Below are 20,867 nucleotides of genomic sequence, written 5' to 3'. Positions count from 1 at the left end.
GTCAGGCCGCCATCGTGGTGTCCGGCCGGGCGGCGAGCATCCGCTCCAGGGCCACCCGTGCGGGCTCGGCGACATCGGCCGCCACGCTCACCTGGTTGTAGACCTCGCCGCGCACGAGGCCCTCGAGCACCCACGCGAGGTAGCCCGGGTGGATGCGGTACATCGTCGAGCAGGGGCACACGACCGAGTCGAGGCAGAAGATCGTGTGCTGCGGGAACTGCGCCGCCAGCCGCTGCACGAGGTTGATCTCGGTGCCGATCGCGAAGGTCGACCCGGCGGGCGCCGCCTGGATGGCCTTCACGATGTAGTCGGTCGAGCCGTACTCGTCGGCCGCGTCGACCACGTCCATCGGGCACTCGGGGTGGACGATGACGCGCACGTCGGGGAACTCCGCGCGGGCGTTCTCGATCTGCCCGACGGTGAACCGCTTGTGCACCGAGCAGAACCCGTGCCAGAGGATCACCCGGGCGTCCTGCAGGGTCTGCTCGTCCGTCCCGCCCCACGCCTTGCGCGGGTTCCAGAGCGGCATCTGCTCCAGCGGCACGCCCATCGCCTTGGCGGTGTTGCGGCCGAGGTGCTGGTCGGGGAAGAAGAGGACGCGCTGACCGCGCTCGAAGGCCCACTCCAGCACGGTCGCCGCGTTGGACGACGTGCAGACGATGCCTCCGTGCTCGCCGCAGAACGCCTTGAGCGCCGCCGACGAGTTCATGTACGTCACCGGGATGACCGGTACGCGCCCGTCGGCGTCGGGCTCGGTGCCGTACAGCTCCTCGAGCTGCTCCCAGCACTCCTGCACCGAGTCGAGGTCGGCCATGTCGGCCATCGAGCAGCCGGCGGCGAGGTTCGGGAGGATCACGCGCTGGTCCGGGCGCGACACGATGTCCGCCGTCTCCGCCATGAAGTGGACGCCGCAGAAGACGATCGCCTCGGCCTCCGGGCGGGCCTTCGCAGCGTTGGCCAGCTGGAAGGAATCGCCCACGAAGTCCGCGAACTGCACGACCTCGTCGCGCTGGTAGAAGTGGCCCATCACGGCGACCCGGTCGCCCAGCGCGGCCTTGGCGTCCAGGATGCGGGTGTGCAGCTCGTCGGCGCTCGCCGTGCGGTACTCCTCGGGCAGCTCGCCCTGGCGCGGCGTGAACGCGGGGATCGGATCGGCCATGGAGGCGCCCGGTCCGTACGACGGCGGTGCGGCGTCGAAGTTCCACGGCGCCTCGGCGAGTTCGGGCGTGCAGGTCGCACCGTCCACCTCGCCGCTGGCGATGAGCTGGATGGTCGTGTCGACCGAGGCGATCGTGGTCATTTCTCTCCTCCGAATGGGTGCTGCTGGCGCGGCAGGGGGCCCGCGTCGGCGAGGTCGATCGAGTCGTTGTACCGGTACAGGCGCGGTGGCCGGTGGGGGGTGCCGGTGAGGTATTCGTCCGTCGCCACCACGGCTCCTGAGGCCTCGATGGTGCGGCGGAAGTTGGCCGGGTCGAGCGCGCGGCCGAGCACCGCCTCGTGCACCTCCCGCAGCTGGGCGAGCGTGAAGCGCTCGCCCAGGAAGGCGTGGGCGATGCGGGAGTACTCCATCTTGGTGTGGAGGCGCCAGAGCGCGTACTCGACGATCAACCGGTGGTCGAAGGCCAGCGGCGGGAGGTTGTCGGCGGGGAACCAGCGGACGTTCTCGCCCACGCTGGCCCGCTCGGCCTCGTCGGAGCGCACGAGCGCCCAGTACACGATCGAGACGACCCGTTCGCCGGCGGGGGAGCGGGAGGTGTCGCCGAAGGCGTAGAGCTGCTCTAGGTAGCGCGGGGTCAGGCTCGTCGTGTCGTTGAGGGTGCGGGCGGCGGCGAACGCGAGGTCCTCCTCGCCGCGCAAGGGCCCGCCCGGCAGTGCCCAGTGGCCTTCGAACGGCTCGCGGATGCGCCGGACGAGCGGCAGCCAGACCTGCGGCAGACCGCCCGTCTCCTCGTCTTTGCGCAGGGCGAAGATCACCGTCGAGACAGCGAGGATCGCGCTCGCTCTCGTGTGCTCCGTCGTCATGGCTGCTCCCGGATCGGGGATGAGGTTGTAAAAGTCATCGTGACTTTAACGTGTCGCCATCTTAGTGTCATGCGGACCAGAACGCCAAGCCGGGCCGAACGGGTATGCTGGCCCCGATCAACTGAACACTGGGCCGACATGGTCGATGCGGGAGAGTCGCGCGCGCGAGCGGAGCGACACCGAAGGAGCAATCCTCCCCGACAATCTCTCAGGTACGCGTACCGCATCGAGCTGGCCACTCTGAAAAGCAGGACGGCGACCGTCGTCCTCGCCCAAGGTGAAAGTCGCACGCCGCCCGTCGAGGGCGCGAGCGGTGAAGCTCTCAGGCCGGATGACAGAGGGGGAGTTCTTCCTGGAGCGGGCGACCGCTCCTCGCAGCCCTCGGCCGACGGCCGGTGATCGGAGAACTCATGACCTCGCAGGACGGCACCTCGCAGGACGGCGCCTCGCCGGACGGACGCACTTCGCCCCTCCACGACGCGCACGCGGCCGCCGGGGCCTCGTTCACGGACTTCGCCGGCTGGCAGATGCCGGTGCGCTACTCCAGCGATCTGGCCGAGCACCACGCCGTCCGCACAGCGGCCGGCCTCTTCGACCTCTCGCACATGGGCGAGATCGTGCTCATCGGCCCCGAAGCGGGCGTCGCCCTCGACTACGCGCTCGCCGGAAAGCTCTCCGTTCTCGCGATCGACCAGGCGAAGTACTCCCTGCTGCTCTCGCGTGCGGGCGGCATCGTCGACGACCTGGTCGTCTACCGCACCGGCGAGGACCGGTTCCTGGTGGTCGCCAACGCAGGCAACCGCGAGGTCGTCGCCGACGAGCTCCGCGACCGCACCGCGCCCTTCGACGTCGAGGTCTACGACGAGAGCGACGACATCGCCCTGATCGCCGTCCAGGGCCCGGCGAGCCTGTCCATCCTGCTCGCCACGGAGGGCTTCGGCGTCGAAGACGGCGACATCGCCGGGCGCCTCACCGCGCTCAAGTACTACTGGAGCGTCCCGGCCGAGTTCGAGGGGCACCAGGTGCTGATCGCCCGCACCGGCTACACGGGCGAGGACGGTTTCGAGCTCTACCTGGCGCCCGACGAGGCCCGCACGGTCTGGGACGCCCTCCTCGAGGCCGGCGCCGAACAGGGGCTCGTCCGCGCCGGGCTCGCCAGCCGGGACACCCTGCGCCTGGAGGCCGGGATGCCCCTCTACGGCCACGAGCTCGGCCTGGACACGAAACCGGCGTCGGCCGGGCTCGGCCGCGTCGTCAACCTCGCCAAGGACACCGACTTCGTCGGCCGCGCCGCCAGCGAGGACGGCCCGCACCCCGAGGCGCGCGTGCTCGTCGGGCTGATGGGGGAGGGCAAGCGCGCGGCGCGGGCCGGCTACCCCGTCGTCGCCCCCGCGTCCGACGGCGCGGACGAGGAGGTCGGCGTCGTTACCTCCGGCGCCCTCTCGCCGACCGTGGGCGTCCCGATCGCGATGGCGTACGTCGCCCCGCGTTTCGCCCGCCCGGGCACCCAGCTGCACGTCGACGTGCGCGGGAGCCTCCTCCCGTTCACCGTCACCGCCCTCCCCTTCTACAGCAGAAAGAAGCACTGACCATGGCCGCAGAGCAGGACCTCAAGTACACCGCCGAGCACGAGTGGCTGCTCGTGGAGGGCGACGTCGCGACCGTGGGCATCACCGCCTACGCGGCCGAGAAGCTGGGCGACGTCGTGTTCGTCGAGCTCCCCGCCGTCGGCAGCGACGTCGCCTCGGGCCGGGTCGTCGGCGAGATCGAGTCGACCAAGTCGGTGGGCGAGCTGTTCGCTCCGGTGGACGGCACCATCACCGCGGTGAACGACGCCGTCGTCGATTCCCCCGAGCTGGTCAACAGCGACCCGTTCGGCGAGGGCTGGCTCGTGAAGGTCTCCTTCACGGCGCTCCCGACCCTGCTCAGCTACGACGAGTACACCTCCCTCACGGGCGAGTGAGGCGAACCTCCGCACATGACTGAACTCTTCCAGGCGCGTCACATCGGCACCGACGACGACGCGCAGCGCTCCATGCTGTCCGCTCTCGGCGAGGCGCACGCCCGCACCTACGCCACCGTCGAGGAGGTCGTCGCCGCGGCCGTCCCGGCCGGCATCCGCGTCGACCCGTCGTACCGTCCGGCGCTGCCGGAGCCGGCGAGCGAGCGCGCGGCCCTCCGCGAGCTGCGCGAGATCGCCTCCCGCAACACGGTCAACCGGTCGCTGATCGGCCTCGGCTACTACGGCACGATCACGCCGGCGGTGATCAAGCGCAACGTGCTGGAGAACCCGGGCTGGTACACCGCGTACACGCCGTACCAGCCGGAGATCTCGCAGGGCCGCCTGGAGGCCCTGATCAACTTCCAGACGATGGTCGCCGATCTCACCGGGCTCGACACGGCGAACGCGTCGATGCTCGACGAGGGCACCGCCGTCGTCGAGGGGATGCTGCTCGCCCGCCGCGCCTCCAAGGCGGCGTCGTCGCGGTTCGTGGTCGATGCGGACACGTTCCCGCAGACCCTCGCGCTGCTCCGCAACCGGGCGGAGGCCGTCGGCATCGAGCTCGTCGTGCGCGACCTCGCCTCGACGCCGGCGGATGCGCCGGAGCTGGCCGACGCGTTCGGCCTGTTCGTGCAGTACCCCGGCGCCTCCGGCCGGGTCTGGGACCCCTCGCCGGCCATCGCCGCGGCCAAGGGCGCCGGCGCGGTCGTCGTGGTCGCCGCCGATCTGCTCGCGCTCACGCAGCTGCGCGCACCGGGCGAGCTCGGCGCTGACGTCGCCGTCGGCACGAGCCAGCGCTTCGGCGTCCCGATGGGCTTCGGCGGACCGCACGCCGGCTACATGGCGGTGCGTTCCGGTCTCGAGCGGCAGCTGCCCGGCCGCCTGGTCGGCGTCTCCCAGGACGCCGTGGGCAAGCCGGCCTACCGCCTGACCCTGCAGACGCGCGAGCAGCACATCCGCCGCGAGAAGGCCACCTCCAACATCTGCACGGCGCAGGTGCTGCTGGCCGTCATGGCCGCGATGTACGCGGTCTATCACGGTCCGGCGGGCCTGCAGGCGATCGGCCGTCAGGTGCACCTGACCACGGCCGCGGTCGCCGACGCGCTGCGCGGCGCGGGCGTCGAGGTCGTCTCGCGGTCGTTCTTCGACACCGTCCAGGTCGCCGTCGACGACGCATCCGCCGTGGTCGAGCGCGCGCACGAGCGCGGCCTGCTGCTGCACGCCACCGACGCCGGCCTCGTGTCGCTGAGCGTGGACGAGGAGGTCGCCGCCGACCTCCGCGACGGTGTCTTCCCGCTCGCGGACCTGATCGAGGCGCTGGGCGGCACCGTGGACGCGATCCCTCCGTTCTCGCTGACCGCCGCCGAGTCGTACGACCCCGCGCTCGCGCGGCAGTCGGCCTACCTGACCCACCCGGTCTTCAACACGCACCGCTCCGAGACGGCGATGATGCGCTACCTGCGCCAGCTGCAGGACCGCGACTACGCCCTCGACCGCGGCATGATCCCGCTCGGGTCGTGCACGATGAAGCTCAACGCCGCCACCGAGATGGAGGCCGTCACCTGGCCCGAGTTCGCGGCGCTCCACCCGTTCGCCCCGGCGGCGGACGTGCGGGGCTCGCTGGAGATCATCGACCAGCTCGAGGCCTGGCTCGCCGACGTCACGGGTTATGACACCGTCTCCCTGCAGCCCAATGCCGGCAGCCAGGGCGAGCTCGCCGGACTGCTGGCGATCCGCGGCTACCACCGCTCCCGCGGCGACGACCAGCGCACCGTCTGCCTCATCCCGCAGAGCGCGCACGGCACGAACGCGGCCTCGGCCGTGCTCGCCGGGATGCGCGTCGTCGTCGTGGCGACGGACGAGCTCGGCAACGTCGACCTCGGCGACCTGCGCGCCAAGATCGCCGAGCACGCCGACACCCTCGCCGCCCTCATGATCACCTACCCGTCGACGCACGGCGTGTACGAGCACGAGGTCGTCGCGATCACCACCGCGGTGCACGAGGCCGGGGGACAGGTCTACGTCGACGGCGCCAACCTCAATGCGCTGCTCGGCTACGCGCGCTTCGGCGACTTCGGCGGGGACGTCAGCCACCTCAACCTGCACAAGACGTTCTGCATCCCGCACGGCGGCGGCGGTCCCGGTGTCGGGCCGGTCGCGGCCAAGGCCCACCTCGCGCCCTTCCTCCCCGGGCACCCGCTCGCACAGGACGACACCCACGTGCTCGCCGGCGGGGGACGCGTGGAGCACGGCGGCGCACCGGTCTCGGCGGCGCCGTACGGCAGCCCGAGCATCCTCCCGATCAGCTGGGCCTACGTGCGGATGATGGGAGCGGACGGCCTGCGCGACGCCACCGGCGCAGCGGTGCTCGCGGCGAACTACGTCGCCGCCCGCCTGCGCGACCACTTCCCGGTGCTGTACGCGGGCGACGACGGACTCGTCGCGCACGAGTGCATCCTCGACCTCCGCCCGCTCACCGAGCGCACCGGGGTGACCGTGGACGACGTGGCCAAGCGGCTCGTCGACTACGGCTTCCACGCGCCCACCATGTCGTTCCCGGTGGCCGGCACCCTGATGGTGGAGCCCACGGAGAGCGAGGACCTGGGCGAGCTCGACCGCTTCGTGACCGCCATGGTCGCGATCAAGGCGGAGGCCGACGCCGTCGCGGACGGCGTGTGGCCGCTTGACGACAACCCGCTCCGCGGCGCTCCGCACACGGCCGAGTCCGTCGTCGCGGCCGACTGGAGCCACCCGTACACGCGCGAGCAGGCCGTCTACCCGGTTCCGGGTCTCGTCCGGGGCAAGTACTGGCCGCCGGTGCGCCGCATCGATCAGGCCTACGGCGACCGCAACCTCTTCTGCGCGTGCCCACCGCCGGAGGCGTTCTCCTGAGCCGCTCCACTCGCTGAACCGACCGAGTGCGGTCTCCCGGTACATCCGCCGTCGTTCGACGCGGCGCAGGTGTACCGGGAGACCGCATTCGCGGTTTCACGCGAAGATCGACGGCCACCAGGCGACGGCGAGGGGATACCCGACGAACGACACGATGTCGATGACGACATGCGCCACCACGAGCGGCATCGTGCGGCCCCAGCGCGTGTAGCACCAGCCGAAGACGACGCCCATGATCGCGTTCCCGATGAACGGCCCGAAGCCCTGGTAGAGGTGGTAGCTGCCGCGAAGGGCCGCAGCGCCCAGGATGATCGACCACCGGCCCCAGCCGAGCTGCCGCAGGCGCGTGAAGAGGTAGCCCACCACGATGACCTCCTCCTGGAGGCCCGCCCGCAGCGCCGCGAGGATCAGCACCGGCACCGTCCACCAGTGCGTGCTGAGCGACGACGCCTCCACCGTCACGGTGATCCCGAGGAGGCGGGTGAGGGCGAAGAACAGGATGCCCGGGATGCCGATCACCAGGAACAGCAGTCCGCCGCGCCCGAGATCCCACCACGGCCGGGTGGCGTCGAGGCCGATCCGCCGGAATCCGGTGCGGCCGGGCTGCCAGAGGAGGAAGATCACGAGCCCGACGGCGAACAGCGGGAAGAGGTTGCCGAGCACCTGGTAGAGGAAGTCGAAGATCTCGCGGCTCGACTGGGACGGATTGACCTGCGCCACCTGGTCGGCCAGGGCCTGCGCCCGGGTGCTCTTGTCGATGATGTCGACGATGGAGTAGATCGCCGACTGGCCGAGGGAGAGCCCCAGCACGAGTGCGATCTCCCACCACAGCCGGGCCCGTCCGGCGCGCTCGACGGGCACCTCGGCGGACCAGGTCGGTTCACTGCTCATATGTGCATCCTGCCAGTCGGCGGCCATGGTGGTGTAAGGCCTCCTCCGAGCGTCTGAACGGTCTCGAATCCCTTGGAAGCGCTTGAAATCCTGCGCAAGGCGAAGCATTCCGGGCGTTTTCGAGCAGAGTGCGCAATAATCCGCCGAGTGAGTTACCACTGTGTAACGTTTTCGAGCCTCATTTTGCATTGGCGGCGTGCGCTACCTAGGGTCATTCTTATCGAGCGCGGACCGGGCACTCTCGCATGCCTATTCCGCGCACACTTCGCACAGGAGGAACATTGCACACCAAGGGAAGAAAGGTCAGGTTCGCGGTCAGCGCGGTCGCCATCGCCGGCGTCGCAGCGCTCGCCCTCTCCGCCTGCACCACGTCCGGCAGCACCGGCAGCTCGTCGGCTGCCAAGGGCGGCACCGTGACGGTCGCTGTCGTGAACGACTTCACCTCGTTCAACTCGCAGACCCCGCAGGGCAACCTGGACACCAACGGCCAGGTCGGCTACCTGAACGGATCGTACGGAACCGGTTTCCAGTACATCGACAACAACTACAAGATCGTCCACGACGACAAGTTCGGAAAGTTCGAGAAGATCTCGGACGACCCGCTGACCGTCAAGTACACGCTCAACAAGGACGACAAGTGGTCCGACGGCGAGCCCGTCACGGCTGACGACATGGTCCTCGCCTGGGCGATCGCCTCCGGTCACTACGACTCGGCGACCACCGACGACCAGGGCAACGTCACCAAGGGCACGCAGTACTTCTCGATCGCCGGCTCCACCGCGGGCATCGACGCGACCGACTTCCCGACCGTGGGCGACGACAACACGTCGATCACCCTGAAGTACTCCACGCCCTACGTGGACTGGGAGCTCGTCAACCCGATCGCGCAGCCCGCGCACATCGTCGCCAAGAAGGCGGGCCTGTCCTCGGCCGCCGACCTGACGAAGCTGCTCAAGGGCCTGCCGAAGGGCGACACCGCCAACCCGGCGCCCGCCGACCCGACGCTGGAGAAGGCGGCCAAGTTCGTCAACACCGGCTACGACGTGACCGCGTTCCCGACCGACAAGGACCTCCTGGTCTCGTCCGGTCCGTTCGTCGTCTCCTCGTGGACCCCGGGCCAGTCGCTCACCATGGTGCCGAACAAGTACTACGCGGGCGGCCTCAAGGCCAACGTGGACAAGATCGTCTTCCGCATCATCCCGGACGCCAACGCCCAGGTCACCGCTCTCCAGAACGGTGAGGTCGACATCATCAACCCGCAGGCCTCTGCGGACACGATCACCGCGCTCAAGCAGGGCACCGCGAAGATCCTCACCGGCGCCCAGGCGTCGTACGACCACCTCGACCTGAACTTCGGCTCCGCCGTGTTCGCGGACGCGAAGGTCCGTGAGGCGTTCCTCAAGACGATCCCGCGTCAGCAGATCCTCGACTCGATCGTCACCCCGGTCGACTCGAAGGCCAAGGTCCTGAACTCGCAGATCTTCCTGCCGAACCAGGAGCAGTACGCGGGCAGCGTCAAGCAGAACGGCTCCGACGCGTACGACAAGGTCGACATCGAGGGAGCCAAGACGCTCCTCGCCGGTGCCACCCCGACGGTCCGCATCCTGTACAACACCAACAACCCGAACCGTGTCGACGAGTTCCAGGCCATCCAGGCGTCCGCCGCCAAGGCCGGAATCAAGGTCGTCGACGCCGGCTCGCCCGACTGGAGCAAGCTCCTGCCGGGTGGCGACTACGACGCCTCGCTCTTCGGCTGGATCAGCCCGGGTGCAGGCACCACGCAGCTGCCGCAGGTGTTCTCCTCCAACGGTGGCGGTAACTACAACCGCTACACGGGCACCAACGACCTCGCACTGAAGTCGCAGACCACGCTGGACACGGACGCGCTCACGAAGATCGAGTACCAGATCGACAAGCAGACCTTCGCTGACGCGTACGGCCTGCCGCTCTTCCAGCTCCCCGGCGTCTTCGCGACCACCTCGCGGGTCGACGGCGTGAAGTTCAACGGCGGCCAGTCCGGTCCGTTCTGGAACTTCTGGGAGTGGTCGGTCAAGTCCTCCACCTCGAAGTAACACCACCGACAGCGAGAGTGCCCGGGTGAACCCCGGGCACTCTCCTGCGGCGGGGCGTCGGCCTCCCGGCCGGCGCCCCGTATCATGTAGTCGGTGGACGCGATCCGTCCGCCCATCCGAGACGCGCCCAGGCGAGCTGAGCCCCGCCGCCCTACCCGTTCGGCGCGTCCTGTCAGTAAGGGTTCCCCACCTATGGCGAGTTTCATTCTGAGACGCCTTCTGGTCTCAGTGCTCATCATCATCGCCGCTTCGTTCCTGATGTACATGCTGGTGGCCTACAGCGCCGACCCGCTCCAGGACCTCCGAAGCAGCAATTCTCCGAACAAGCAGGCGCTCATCAACGCCCGCATCCAGCTCCTCGACCTCGACGTGGTTCCGCCGCTTCGCTGGCTGCTGTGGCTGGGCGGCGCCGCCAAGTGCCTCATCCCGTTCGCCAACGCCTGCGACCTCGGCTCGACCGTGTCCAACGCGAAGGTCGTCGACATCCTGCCGCAGGCATTGGGCTCGACCGTCCAGCTCGTGACCGTCGCCCTCGTCCTCGCGATCCTCCTCGGTGTGACGATCGGTATCGTCACGGCCCTCCGGCAGTACAGCGGACTCGACAACGTCGTCACGTTCCTCAGCTTCTTCCTGTACTCGCTCCCGGCCTTCCTCGTGGCGGTGCTCCTCAAGGAGTTCGTCGCGATCGGCTTCAACAACTTCCTCGTGCACCCGGTGATCCCGTGGTGGGTGGCGGTGATCATCGGCATCGTGGCCGGGTTCATCTGGCAATCCCTCATCGGCGGTGATCGGCGCAGGAGGCTGCTGACCTTCGTGATCTCGGGCGTGGCCACCGCAGGTGTGCTGCTGCTCATGTCGGCCTTCAACTGGTTCCTCGAGCCGGGCCTCGGCCCGGTGGTGATGATCCTGCTGATCGCCGCCGTCGTGATCGGCACGACCGCGCTGATCTCGGGGCTGCAGAGCCGCCGGGCGCTGATCTCGGCGTCCATCAGCGGAGCGATCTCGCTTGTCTGCTACTTCGCGCTCCAGGGTCTGTTCAACGTCTCGACCCCGGCCACGATCGTCATCCTCGCGGTGGTCGCCATCGTCGTGAGCATCGCCATCGGCTGGTTCGTCGGCGGCTACGACCGAGGGCAGAACATCCGCATCTCGGTCATCGTGACCGCGGTGTCGGGCTTCCTGATCCTGGTCGACCGCTTCATGGGGGCGTGGCCGCAGTACTTCCAGGACACCAACGGGCGCCCCATCGCGACCGTCGGCTCGTCCACGCCGGGGCTGAGCGGGGACATGTGGGAGACGGGTCTCGACACGTTCACCCACCTGCTGCTGCCGACGATCGCGCTGCTGCTGATCTCGTTCGCGTCGTACACGCGGTACTCCCGGGCCGGGATGCTCGAAGTCCTCAACCAGGACTTCATCCGCACCGCCCGTGCCAAGGGCCTGCCGGAGCGCACCGTCGTCGTCCGCCACGCGTTCCGCAACATGCTCATCCCGATCACCACGCTCGTCGCCTTCGACGTGGGCGCTCTCCTCGGTGGAGCGATCATCACGGAGCGGGTCTTCGCGATCCCGGGAATGGGCTCGGTCTTCGCGCTCGGTCTCAGCCGCGGCGATCTGAACCCGGTGATGGCCTACTTCCTGGTGATCGCCGCGATGGCGATCTTGTTCAACTTCCTCGCGGACCTCGCATACGCCGCACTCGACCCGAGAGTGAGGGTCCGCTAAATGTCTGCACCTGAAACCCGCATCGCCGACGAGCTGGAAGCCCCGAGCTCCCCGCCCGTCAGCCAGGGCAAGCTCATCTGGAAGCGGTTCCTGTCCAACAGGATCGCCGTCGTCAGCGCGATCCTGTTCATCCTCATCGTGATCTTCTCTATCTCCGCGATCGGCATCGGCCCCATCCACGGCTGGTGGAAGTACAACTACACCGAGCTGAACGACCAGGTCTCCCAGGGCTCGCCCTCGGCCGAGCACCCGTTCGGCCAGGACCGCATCGGCAAGGACTACTTCGCGCTCACCATGCGCGGCATCCAGAACTCGGTGCTCGTCATGGTGGTCCTCGGCCTCATCGCGAGTGTCCTCGGGGTCGTCGTCGGCGCGATCGCCGGCTACTTCCGCGGCGTCGTCGACGCCATCCTGATGCGCATCACGGACGTCTTCATCGTGATCCCCGCGCTCGTCATCGGCTCGGTCGTCGGTCACGCATTCGGCGGCCTCGGCGCGTTCTTCCTGGCCCTGATGCTCGGCTTCTTCTCGTGGATGGGCATCGCACGACTGGTCCGCGGCGAGTTCCTCTCGCTGCGCGAGCGCGAGTTCGTCGAGGCGGCCCGTGTGGCCGGCGCGTCGGACATGCGGATCATCTTCAAGCACATCCTGCCGAACGCCATCGGCGTCGTCATCGTCTCCTCGACGCTGATCATGGCCTCGGCCATCCTGCTCGAAACGGCGCTGTCGTACCTCGGTTACGGCATCAAGGCGCCGGATGTCTCGCTCGGTCTGCTGATCAGCTCGAACCAGTCCGCGTTCCAGACGCGCCCGTGGCTGTTCTGGTGGCCGGGTGCGTTCATCGTGACGCTCGCGCTGCTGGTCAACTTCGTCGGCGACGGCCTGCGCGACGCCTTCGACCCGCGCCACCGGCGGTTCAACCTCCGCAAGATGCGCGAGGAGGAGCCGGAGCCCGGTGAGGGCGGCGACGGCGGACCGAAGACGGGCGCCGCCCTCGCGGAGGACGTGCTGTGACCACCCGCTTCGCCGCCGTGCTCCCGGCCTTTTCAGGCCAGGAGCAGGGCGGCGACCGTGCCCGCCGCGAGCACCGCGACGGCGCACAGCGTCGCGACGTGCCAGCGGCTCGTCACGGGGGTCGCGTCCGCGCGACCGGGCTCGATCGCACCGGACGCCTGCAGTTCGGCCCAGCGACGGCGGACCACCTCGGCGGCCGCGCCCGACTCGGTCGACAGCAGATCGCCCGGCCGGCGCACGCTGGACTCGACGCTCGGCTTGCCGATCCGGCCCTTGGTCTCCTCGCGGGTCGCGCGCAGCGTACGGCTGGTGCCGGGAGCGGGCGCGGACCACACCGGGAACTTCTTCCCGGGCGTGTACAGGGTCAGCGCGTACTTGGTGTCGACGTGGATGAGCGCCTCCCACGGGATGCGGATGGTCCGCGTCACGTTGAGGACGGTCAGTCCGTCGCGATCCACGATGAAGAGCGGGCGCCACAGCATCGCCCAGCCGATGAGCGCGAACAGCGCGCCCGGCACGATGTAGAGCAGTCGCGCATCATGGACGCTCAGCAGCAGTCCGACGGTCAGGACGGCGGCAGCCACCCAGATCAGGACGGCAAGGACCCGGTTGAACCGGGAGACGAAAACCTCGCGGTCGGGGGAGGGGACGTAGGGCATGGATCCATGCTCTCATCCCGCCCACAAGGCATCCCGACGCCGACCGCCCCCGAAAGGAACCTCGAATCATGACCGACACCACCACCGGTCAGGCCGGCGTCGTCACCGACGCCCCCGTCCTGGAGGTCACCGACCTCTCCGTCGACTTCGGCGTCGACGGCGTGTGGGTCCCCGCGGCCAAGAAGCTCAAGTACGCGATCAAGGCGGGCGAGGTGCTCGCGATCGTGGGCGAGTCCGGCTCCGGCAAGAGCGCGAGCTCGATGGCGATCCTCGACCTCCTGCCGAAGAACTCGCGCATCCGCGGCTCCATCAAGCTGGACGGGCGCGAGATCACCGGCCTCTCCCAGCCTCAGATGCGCCGGATCCGCGGCAACCAGGTCGCGGTGATCTTCCAGGAGCCGATGACGGCCCTCAACCCGGTCTACACGGTCGGCTTCCAGATCGTCGAGACGCTGCGCATCCACTTCGGGATGTCGCCGCACGAGGCGAAGGAGCGCGCGCTCGAGCTGCTCCACATGGTGGAGCTGCCGGACCCGGTCAAGGCGTACAACTCGTACCCGCACCAGCTCTCGGGCGGCCAGCGTCAGCGCGCGATGATCGCGCAGTCGATCTCGTGTGACCCGAAGCTCCTGATCGCGGACGAGCCGACCACGGCACTCGACGTGACGGTGCAGGCCGAGATCCTGGAGCTGCTGCGCAGCCTCCGCGACCGGCTCGACAGCGCCATCCTGCTGATCACGCACGACATGGGCGTCGTCGCCGACCTCGCCGACAACATCGTCGTGATGCGCAAGGGCGACATCGTCGAGTCCGGCACCGTGGCGGAGGTCTTCGCCGAGCCGAAGCACCCGTACACGATCGCCCTGCTCGACGCCGTGCCCCACCTCGGCCAGCGGGACGACGAGGAGATCGACACCACGGCCGCCCTCGCCGCCGGCACGGAGAACCCCGACGCCGCGTTCGCGGAGCGCATCCGCGTCAACGAGCGCATCGCCGCGGCCGAGCACGAGAAGTCCGAGATGGACAAGCGCAAGGTCGTCGTCGACTTCTCGAAGGTCGCGATCGAGTACCCGAAGCACGGCCGCGTGCCGGCCTTCCGGGCGGCGACGGACATCGACCTGACCATCCACGAGGGCGAGGTCGTGGGGCTCGTCGGCGAGTCGGGCTCCGGCAAGACGACGCTCGGCCGCGCCGCGATCGGACTCCTGCCGATCCACTCCGGCAAGCTCGTCGTCGCAGGCCAGGACATCAGCACGGCCAAGCGCGACGAGATCCGCAAGCTGCACCGCAACGTCGGCATCGTCTTCCAGGACCCGTCGTCGTCGCTCAACCCGCGCCTGCAGATCTCGGACTCGATCGGCGAGCCGCTGCGCCTGGCCAAGGGCCTGAAGGGCGCCGACCTCTCCAAGGAGGTCGACCGCCTGCTCGACAGCGTCGAGCTGCCGCGCGCCTACCGCAGCCGCTTCCCACACGAGCTCTCGGGCGGCCAGAAGCAGCGTGTCGGTATCGCCCGCGCGCTGTCGCTGAAGCCGCAGGTGCTCATCGCCGACGAGCCGACCAGTGCGCTCGACGTGTCGGTGCAGGCGCGTGTCCTGGAGCTCATGCAGCAGCTGCAGAAGGAGATGAACTTCGCCTGCCTGTTCATCACGCACGACCTCGCCGTCATCGACGTGCTCGCCGACCGCATCGCCGTGATGCACCACGGCAGCCTGGTCGAGGTCGGCACGCGCGACGAGATCCTCCGCTACCCGAAGGAGGCGTACACGCAGCGCCTCCTCGCCGCGGTGCCCCTGCCGGACCCGGAGCAGCAGCGCGCCCGCCGCGCCCTGCGCCTCGAACTGCTGGCCGCCGGATCCGACGAGGTCGTGCCCGTCAACGAGGGCCTGCCGCAGGAGCCCGAGCCGCCGGTCGCACAGGGTCTGTAACCTCCCGTCCACCGGATGGTCACGGAACGCCGCCCCGCTCCGCGCGGAGGCGGCGTTCTGTGCTGTCCGGAGGGGATAGAATGGACCGTTCCCCGAAAACCACCTGACGAGAGTCGAGCCTTCACGCATGTCCGAGAACGCCGTCGCCCACCGCGACGATCTGCGCAACGTCGCGATCGTGGCCCACGTCGACCACGGCAAGACCACGCTGGTCGATGCCATGCTGCGCCAGACGAACTCGTTCGGTGACCACGAGCACGTCGAAGAGCGTGCGATGGACTCCAACGAGCTGGAGCGTGAGAAGGGCATCACGATCCTCGCCAAGAACACGGCGATCTCGTACAAGGGCAAGCACGCCGCCAACGGTCCGATCACCATCAACGTGATCGACACCCCCGGCCACGCCGACTTCGGCGGCGAGGTCGAGCGCGGCCTGTCCATGGTCGACGGCGTCGTGCTCCTGGTCGACTCGAGCGAGGGCCCGCTCCCGCAGACCCGCTTCGTGCTGCGCAAGGCGCTCGAGGCCAAGCTCCCCGTCATCCTCGCGGTCAACAAGACCGACCGCAGCGACGCCCGCATCGAGGAGGTCGTGAGCGAGAGCCAGGACCTGCTCCTCGGTCTCGCGAGCGACCTCGCCGACGACGTCCCCGACCTCGACCTCGACGCCATCCTCGACGTGCCGGTGGTCTATGCGTCCGGCCGTGCCGGCGCCGCGAGCCGCAACCAGCCCGCCAACGGCGAGCTGCCCGACAACGACGACCTCGAGCCGCTCTTCGAGGCCATCCTCGAGCACATCCCGGCCCCGAGCTACGACCCCGAGGCGCCGCTGCAGGCCCACGTGACCAACCTCGACGCCTCGCCGTTCCTCGGTCGTCTCGCCCTGCTCCGCATCTTCAACGGCACGCTCCGCAAGGGCCAGACCGTCGCCTGGGTGCGCCACGACGGCGACGTGCACAACGTGCGCGTGACCGAGCTCATGATCACCAAGGCGCTCGACCGCTACCCGGCCGAGAGCGCGGGCCCCGGTGACATCGTCGCCGTCGCCGGCTTCGCCGACATCATGATCGGCGACACGCTCGCCGACCCCGACGACATCCGGCCGCTTCCGGCCATCCACGTCGACGAGCCCGCGATCTCGATGACCATCGGCACGAACACGTCCCCGCTGGTCGGCAAGATCAAGGGCCACAAGCTCACCGCCCGCATGGTGAAGGACCGCCTCGACCGCGAGCTCATCGGCAACGTGTCGCTCCGCGTGCTCGACATCGGCCGTCCGGACGCGTGGGAGGTCCAGGGCCGCGGCGAGCTCGCGCTGGCGATCCTCGTCGAGCAGATGCGCCGCGAGGGCTACGAGCTCACCGTCGGCAAGCCGCAGGTGGTCACCAAGCGCGTCGACGGCAAGCTCCAGGAGCCGTTCGAGCACCTCACGATCGACGCGCCCGAGGAGTACCTCGGCGCGATCACGCAGCTGCTCGCAGCGCGCAAGGGCCGCATGGACAACATGGCGAACCACGGCACCGGCTGGGTCCGCATGGAGTTCATCATCCCGTCGCGGGGCCTCATCGGCTTCCGCACCGAGTTCCTGACCACCACCCGCGGCACCGGCATCGCGAACGCGATCTCGCAGGGCTACGACGAGTGGGCCGGCCAGATCGTCACCCGCAGCAACGGCTCCATCGTGGCCGACCGCGCCGGTGTGGTCACCCCGTTCGCCATCATCGCGCTCCAGGAGCGCATGACCTTCTTCGTGAACCCCACGGAGGAGGTCTACGAGGGCATGGTCATCGGCGAGAACTCGCGCGCCGACGACATGGACGTGAACATCACCAAGGAGAAGAAGCTGACCAACATGCGTCAGTCGACGGCCGACAACTTCGAGTCGATGACGCCGTCGCGTCAGCTGACGCTCGAGGAGTGCCTGGAGTTCGCCCGCGAGGACGAGTGCGTGGAGGTGACCCCGGAGGCCGTGCGCATCCGCAAGGTCGAGCTCGACGCCACCGCCCGCGGCCGTGCCGCCGCGCGCCTCAAGCGCCAGGACGCGTAGCGCCGACGACGAAGGGGCGGGGATTCGTGACGAATGTCGCGAATCCCCGCCCCTTTTCGCGCATTCGGCACGAAGGTGGGCGCTATGAGAAGAGCGGAGCCCCCACGTACGAACCCTCGGCCGCGCCGGGCGGTACGGCGAAGATGCCGGAGCCGACGTGCTTGAGGTACTCGTTCATCAGGTCGCTGCGCGAGAGGCGCGACTGGATGGCGATGAACTGCGTGCGCGGATCGCGCTGGAAGGCGATGAAGAACAGTCCCGCGTTGAGCCGCCCGAGGTCGTCGTTGCCGTCCACGAAGTTGTAGCCGCGGCGCAGCAGCTGCGCGCCGTCGTTCATCGTGGGGTGGGCGAGCCGCACGTGCGAGTCAGGGTCGATCTTCGTGCCGCCGTCGGGGGCGAGCGCGAGGAAATTCGGGTCGCTGAACTCGGTCCCACCCGAGAGCGGCGCGCCTTCGCCCTTGTCGCGACCGATGATGCGCTCCTGCTCGCCGAGCTGCTGGCGGTCCCAGTTCTCGATCACCATCCGGATCTTGCGGGCGACGAGGTAGGAGCCGCCCTCCATCCATCCGGCGCCGTCGGACCCTGCGGCCCACACCTGGCTGTCGACGACCTTCGGGTCCTCCGATTTGATGTTGGCGGTGCCGTCCTTGAAGCCGAACAGGTTGCGGGCGGTCACCTGGCTGCGTGACGTCGACGACGTGCGGCCGAACCCGAGCTGCGACCAGCGGATCGCCGCCCGGCCGAAGGCGATGCGGGAGAGGTTGCGGATGGCGTGCACGGCGACCTGCGGGTCTTCGCTGCACGCCTGGATGCAGAGGTCGCCGCCGCTCGCCGACTCCACGAGGGCGTCGCCGGGGAAGTGGGGGATGTCGACCAGGGCTGCGGGTCGCCGGGAGGCGATGCCGAATCGGTCCTGTCCGTCGGCCGTCGTGAAGAGCGTCGGGCCGAACCCGAACGTCAGCGTCAGTCCGCCCGGGGGGAGGTCGAGCGCCTCACCGGTGTCGTCCGGCGGCTGGTCCGCCGGTCCCGACGCCGGACCGTACTTCCCGGCCGCCTTGCCCTGCGTCATGCGGGCGGAGGCGACGGTCCAGTCGCGCAGCAGCTCGATCAGTCCGGCGCGGTCCATGCCGGGGAGCACGTCGAACGCCGCGAAATGCAGGCGGTCCTGCACGGCCGTCGTGATGCCGGCCTGGTGCTCGCCGTAGAACGGGTGGACGGCGCCTGCATCGGCCTGCGCTCCGGACACGGCGCGGTCGACGGCGATCCCGGCGCCGAATCCGACGACCCCGGCTCCCACGCCGAGACCGGCGAGGCCTAGGAGGCCCCGCCGGGACAGGCCGGAGCGCCCGGGGTCCTCGGCGGACTCCGGGCGCTCGACGGGTGTTTCCTCGCTCACGCGCCTCCTACTTGACGAGGATCGACGTCAGCTGGCTGAGCGGCTCGCTGAGGGCGTTGACCTCGTCGGAGAGCTCCTTCACCTGCTCGGTGGTGAGCTCGGTGTAGCTGACGTAGCCGTCGCCCGAGGTGTACTGGGCGAGCAGCTTGTCGATCGCGGCGAACTCCGTGTCGAGCGTCTTCGCAGTGCTCTTGCCGGTGCTGCCCTTCTCCAACAGGATGTCACGGACGGTTCCGTATGCGACCTCGGCGCCCTCGACGTTCGCTTTGAAGTCCCACAGATCGGTGTGCGAGAACGTCTCCTCCTCGCCGGTGATCTTGCTGCGCGAGACCTCCTCCATCAGACCGCTGGCGCCGTTGGAGATCTGATCGAGGGTGAGGGTGAAGTCCTTGGCGTAGACCAGGTCGTAGAGCTTCTGGGTGTCGGCGACGAGCTGGTCGCCGAGCACCTTGCGGCCTGCGGCGTCGGAGGCGGTGAAGCCGGCCGGTGCCCAGAGGTCCTTCTCGATACGGTGCCAGCCGGTCCAGTCCTGGCCGGCCTCGAGGTCGGCCTCGCGCAGGTCCAGGGCCGGGTCGATGTCGCCGAACTGCTCGGCGGTGGGCTCGATGCGCTCGTAGAACATGCGGGCGGCGGGGTACTGGGCCTGCGCGGCCGCGTCGTCGCCGCTCTCGTACGAGGCGGCGAACGCCTTCGTCGCGGTGAGGAGCTGACCGGCCTGGTCCTTCACGTAGCTGGTGTAGTTGGTGACGGCCTGCGCGACCTGCTTGCTCTCGCTCGCGGTCTTCGTGTCGGCCGCACCCTTGGTCACGGAGAACGCCGTGACGGAGGTGGGGCTGCCGACCATGCCCTTCTTGCAGGCGGTGAAGTAGTCGCCCTCGGCGAGCTGCACGACGTAGTTGACGGTCGTGCCCGGGCCGATGTTCTCCTTCTCGCCGGCGATGCGGAGCTTGTCCTGGGCGAGCACCTCGAACTCGTTGACGTCGGTGCCCTTGTTGGTGACCTGGAAGGTGACCGGACCCGACGGGGCCGTCGCGGTCGACACGGTGCAGCTGTCGTCGGTGAGCGTGACAGAGATCGCCTCGGCCTCGGCGGTGGCCTTGTTCGGGACGCACCCCGTCAGGGCGGCGGCGAGGGCGGCGGCGCCGGCGATGCTGCCGGCGATGACGCCGAGCGGACGGTATCGAGCCATGTGAGTGCTGTGCTTTCTCTTCGGGTGCTGTGGAATGCGGTGCTGTGGAATGCGGTGCTGTGGTGGTGCGGGGCCCGTCAGGACGCCACAGGCGTCCCGGCCGTCTTCCCGGCCGGGCCGGTGGCCGCGGGCTTCCGGTGGGCCGCCCGCTGGGCGCGGATGTAGAAGAACGAGACGATGAGGATGTAGCCGAACCACGCGATCACCTGGAACCAGGTGGGCGACGGGTTGAAGTTGATGACCCCGGCGAGCACGGTGCCGTACCAGCTCGAGGCGGGGATGGCCGCGCTGATGTCGTAGGCGTGGATGCCGGCGCCCGGGATCACGCCCGCCTCCTGCAGGTCGCCGATCCCGTAGGCGAGCACGCCGCCGGCGACCAGGATCAGGAAGGCGCCGGTCCAGGCGAAGAAGGTGCCGAGGTTGATGCGGACCATTCCTCGGTAGAGCAGGAAGCCGAGCACGGCCGCCGTCAGGAGGCCGAGCACGGCGCCCACGAACGGCTCCCAGCCTCCGCCGGCGCTGTCGACGGTGGCCCACACGAAGAGGGCCGTCTCGATGCCCTCGCGGCCGACGCTGAGCATCGCCAGGATGACGACGCCCCAGCCCGCGCCGACGAGCACGGAGTCGAGCTTGTCGTGGAGCAGGGACTTCATCGAGCGGGCTGTCTTGCCCATCCAGAAGATCATCCAGGTCACGAAGCCGACCGCGACCACGGAGAGGCCGCCGCCGACGATCTCCTGCGCCTGGAAGCTGAGACCGTAGGGCCCCCAGGTGAGCAGGGCGCCGATCCCGAGCGGGACGACGAGGGCGATGCCGACGCCGACCCAGAGCTTGGAGAGCACGTCCTTCCGGCCGACCTTGACGACATAGGCGATGAGGATGGTGACGATCAACGCCATCTCGAGGCCTTCGCGGAGGCCGATCAGGTAGTTCGCGAGCACAGAGGACCTTGCTGAGAGAGGGGGAGGGGATTGGTAAGGCTAACCTTACCGATTCGAGAGTACGTCCTGCCCTCTCGATCTGTCCAGATAGGATG

At 69.1% G+C, this 20,867-nt stretch carries 15 protein-coding genes and 2 riboswitches; of the genes, 8 read left to right on the top strand and 7 right to left on the bottom strand.

The annotated features are described in order from the left end of the window. Window position 1: 1 nt before the first annotated feature. Together nadA and ACFVU2_RS11925 are read right to left on the bottom strand one after the other, a co-directional pair. Window positions 2–1,291, bottom strand: a complete 1,290-nt coding sequence (gene nadA, locus ACFVU2_RS11930; RefSeq protein WP_387874458.1) for a quinolinate synthase NadA — start codon at window positions 1,289–1,291, stop codon at window positions 2–4. Between the two features lie 5 nt (window positions 1,292–1,296). Next, window positions 1,297–2,022, bottom strand: a complete 726-nt coding sequence (locus tag ACFVU2_RS11925) for an NUDIX domain-containing protein (RefSeq protein WP_387874258.1) — start codon at window positions 2,020–2,022, stop codon at window positions 1,297–1,299. A gap of 138 nt (window positions 2,023–2,160) precedes the next feature. Next, a riboswitch (glycine riboswitch) is annotated at window positions 2,161–2,256 on the top strand. Then, a riboswitch (glycine riboswitch) is annotated at window positions 2,257–2,370 on the top strand. Between the two features lie 62 nt (window positions 2,371–2,432). Here ACFVU2_RS11925 and gcvT point away from each other — a divergent pair. The 3 genes from gcvT to gcvP are packed head-to-tail and all read left to right on the top strand — an operon-like array spanning window position 2,433 to window position 6,916. Beyond that, window positions 2,433–3,611, top strand: a complete 1,179-nt coding sequence (gcvT, locus tag ACFVU2_RS11920) for a glycine cleavage system aminomethyltransferase GcvT (protein ID WP_387874256.1) — start codon at window positions 2,433–2,435, stop codon at window positions 3,609–3,611. Window positions 3,612–3,613: 2 nt separating this feature from the next. Further along, window positions 3,614–3,985 (top strand): glycine cleavage system protein GcvH, encoded by a 372-nt coding sequence (gcvH, locus tag ACFVU2_RS11915; protein ID WP_387874253.1) that lies wholly within the window; start codon window positions 3,614–3,616, stop codon window positions 3,983–3,985. 15 nt (window positions 3,986–4,000) lie between these two features. Further along, window positions 4,001–6,916, top strand: coding sequence for an aminomethyl-transferring glycine dehydrogenase (gene gcvP, locus ACFVU2_RS11910; RefSeq protein ID WP_387874252.1), 2,916 nt, complete (start codon window positions 4,001–4,003; stop codon window positions 6,914–6,916). Window positions 6,917–7,012: 96 nt separating this feature from the next. Here gcvP and ACFVU2_RS11905 read toward each other — a convergent pair whose 3' ends face one another. After that, complete coding sequence (locus ACFVU2_RS11905; protein WP_387874249.1) at window positions 7,013–7,807, bottom strand: CPBP family intramembrane glutamic endopeptidase; 795 nt, start codon at window positions 7,805–7,807, stop codon at window positions 7,013–7,015. Between the two features lie 281 nt (window positions 7,808–8,088). Here ACFVU2_RS11905 and ACFVU2_RS11900 point away from each other — a divergent pair, with 281 nt between their 5' ends. From ACFVU2_RS11900 to ACFVU2_RS11890, 3 genes are all read left to right on the top strand, one after another. Beyond that, window positions 8,089–9,879: an ABC transporter family substrate-binding protein gene (locus ACFVU2_RS11900; RefSeq protein ID WP_387874247.1), complete on the top strand. Its 1,791-nt coding sequence runs from the start codon at window positions 8,089–8,091 to the stop codon at window positions 9,877–9,879. Between the two features lie 192 nt (window positions 9,880–10,071). Beyond that, window positions 10,072–11,604 (top strand): ABC transporter permease, encoded by a 1,533-nt coding sequence (locus ACFVU2_RS11895; protein ID WP_387874245.1) that lies wholly within the window; start codon window positions 10,072–10,074, stop codon window positions 11,602–11,604. Next, a complete protein-coding gene (locus tag ACFVU2_RS11890; protein WP_387874243.1) occupies window positions 11,605–12,618 on the top strand; it encodes an ABC transporter permease in 1,014 nt (337 codons plus the stop codon). A gap of 32 nt (window positions 12,619–12,650) precedes the next feature. Here the strand turns inward: ACFVU2_RS11890 and ACFVU2_RS11885 are convergent, their stop codons facing one another. Continuing rightward, window positions 12,651–13,277, bottom strand: coding sequence for a PH domain-containing protein (locus ACFVU2_RS11885; protein ID WP_387874241.1), 627 nt, complete (start codon window positions 13,275–13,277; stop codon window positions 12,651–12,653). A 68-nt stretch (window positions 13,278–13,345) separates the two neighbouring features. On the opposite strand from ACFVU2_RS11885, the gene ACFVU2_RS11880 reads away from it, so the two are divergent. Next, window positions 13,346–15,202 (top strand): ABC transporter ATP-binding protein, encoded by a 1,857-nt coding sequence (locus tag ACFVU2_RS11880; RefSeq protein WP_387874239.1) that lies wholly within the window; start codon window positions 13,346–13,348, stop codon window positions 15,200–15,202. A 127-nt stretch (window positions 15,203–15,329) separates the two neighbouring features. Continuing rightward, on the top strand, window positions 15,330–17,246 hold the full coding sequence (gene typA / locus ACFVU2_RS11875; protein ID WP_387874236.1) for a translational GTPase TypA: 1,917 nt from the start codon (window positions 15,330–15,332) through the stop codon (window positions 17,244–17,246). 82 nt (window positions 17,247–17,328) lie between these two features. Here the strand turns inward: typA and efeB are convergent, their stop codons facing one another. The 3 genes from efeB to efeU form a co-directional block, all read right to left on the bottom strand. Continuing rightward, a complete protein-coding gene (gene efeB, locus ACFVU2_RS11870) occupies window positions 17,329–18,642 on the bottom strand; it encodes an iron uptake transporter deferrochelatase/peroxidase subunit (RefSeq protein WP_387874234.1) in 1,314 nt (437 codons plus the stop codon). 7 nt (window positions 18,643–18,649) lie between these two features. Next, window positions 18,650–19,831, bottom strand: coding sequence for an iron uptake system protein EfeO (efeO, locus tag ACFVU2_RS11865; RefSeq protein WP_387874232.1), 1,182 nt, complete (start codon window positions 19,829–19,831; stop codon window positions 18,650–18,652). Window positions 19,832–19,908: 77 nt separating this feature from the next. Then, complete coding sequence (gene efeU, locus ACFVU2_RS11860; protein ID WP_387874229.1) at window positions 19,909–20,772, bottom strand: iron uptake transporter permease EfeU; 864 nt, start codon at window positions 20,770–20,772, stop codon at window positions 19,909–19,911. Between the last annotated feature and the right edge of the window lie 95 nt (window positions 20,773–20,867).

This window comes from Leifsonia sp. NPDC058194, assembly GCF_042883605.1.
GTDB lineage: Bacteria > Actinomycetota > Actinomycetes > Actinomycetales > Microbacteriaceae > Leifsonia.
Note: the sequence above shows the minus strand (reverse complement) of the source record. Positions and strands in the feature narration are given on the sequence as shown.

Bases quoted from the DNA above. Each gene is read 5' to 3' on its own strand.
- ACFVU2_RS11885 (WP_387874241.1), bottom strand. From the start codon at position 13,277: ATGCCCTACGTCCCCTCCCCCGACCGCGAGGTTTTCGTCTCCCGGTTC.
- ACFVU2_RS11890 (WP_387874243.1), top strand. From the start codon at position 11,605: ATGTCTGCACCTGAAACCCGCATCGCCGACGAGCTGGAAGCCCCGAGC.
- gcvT (WP_387874256.1), top strand. From the start codon at position 2,433: ATGACCTCGCAGGACGGCACCTCGCAGGACGGCGCCTCGCCGGACGGA.
- efeO (WP_387874232.1), bottom strand. From the start codon at position 19,831: ATGGCTCGATACCGTCCGCTCGGCGTCATCGCCGGCAGCATCGCCGGC.
- ACFVU2_RS11905 (WP_387874249.1), bottom strand. From the start codon at position 7,807: ATGAGCAGTGAACCGACCTGGTCCGCCGAGGTGCCCGTCGAGCGCGCC.
- gcvH (WP_387874253.1), top strand. From the start codon at position 3,614: ATGGCCGCAGAGCAGGACCTCAAGTACACCGCCGAGCACGAGTGGCTG.
- ACFVU2_RS11895 (WP_387874245.1), top strand. From the start codon at position 10,072: ATGGCGAGTTTCATTCTGAGACGCCTTCTGGTCTCAGTGCTCATCATC.
- ACFVU2_RS11925 (WP_387874258.1), bottom strand. From the start codon at position 2,022: ATGACGACGGAGCACACGAGAGCGAGCGCGATCCTCGCTGTCTCGACG.
- gcvP (WP_387874252.1), top strand. From the start codon at position 4,001: ATGACTGAACTCTTCCAGGCGCGTCACATCGGCACCGACGACGACGCG.
- ACFVU2_RS11880 (WP_387874239.1), top strand. From the start codon at position 13,346: ATGACCGACACCACCACCGGTCAGGCCGGCGTCGTCACCGACGCCCCC.
- typA (WP_387874236.1), top strand. From the start codon at position 15,330: ATGTCCGAGAACGCCGTCGCCCACCGCGACGATCTGCGCAACGTCGCG.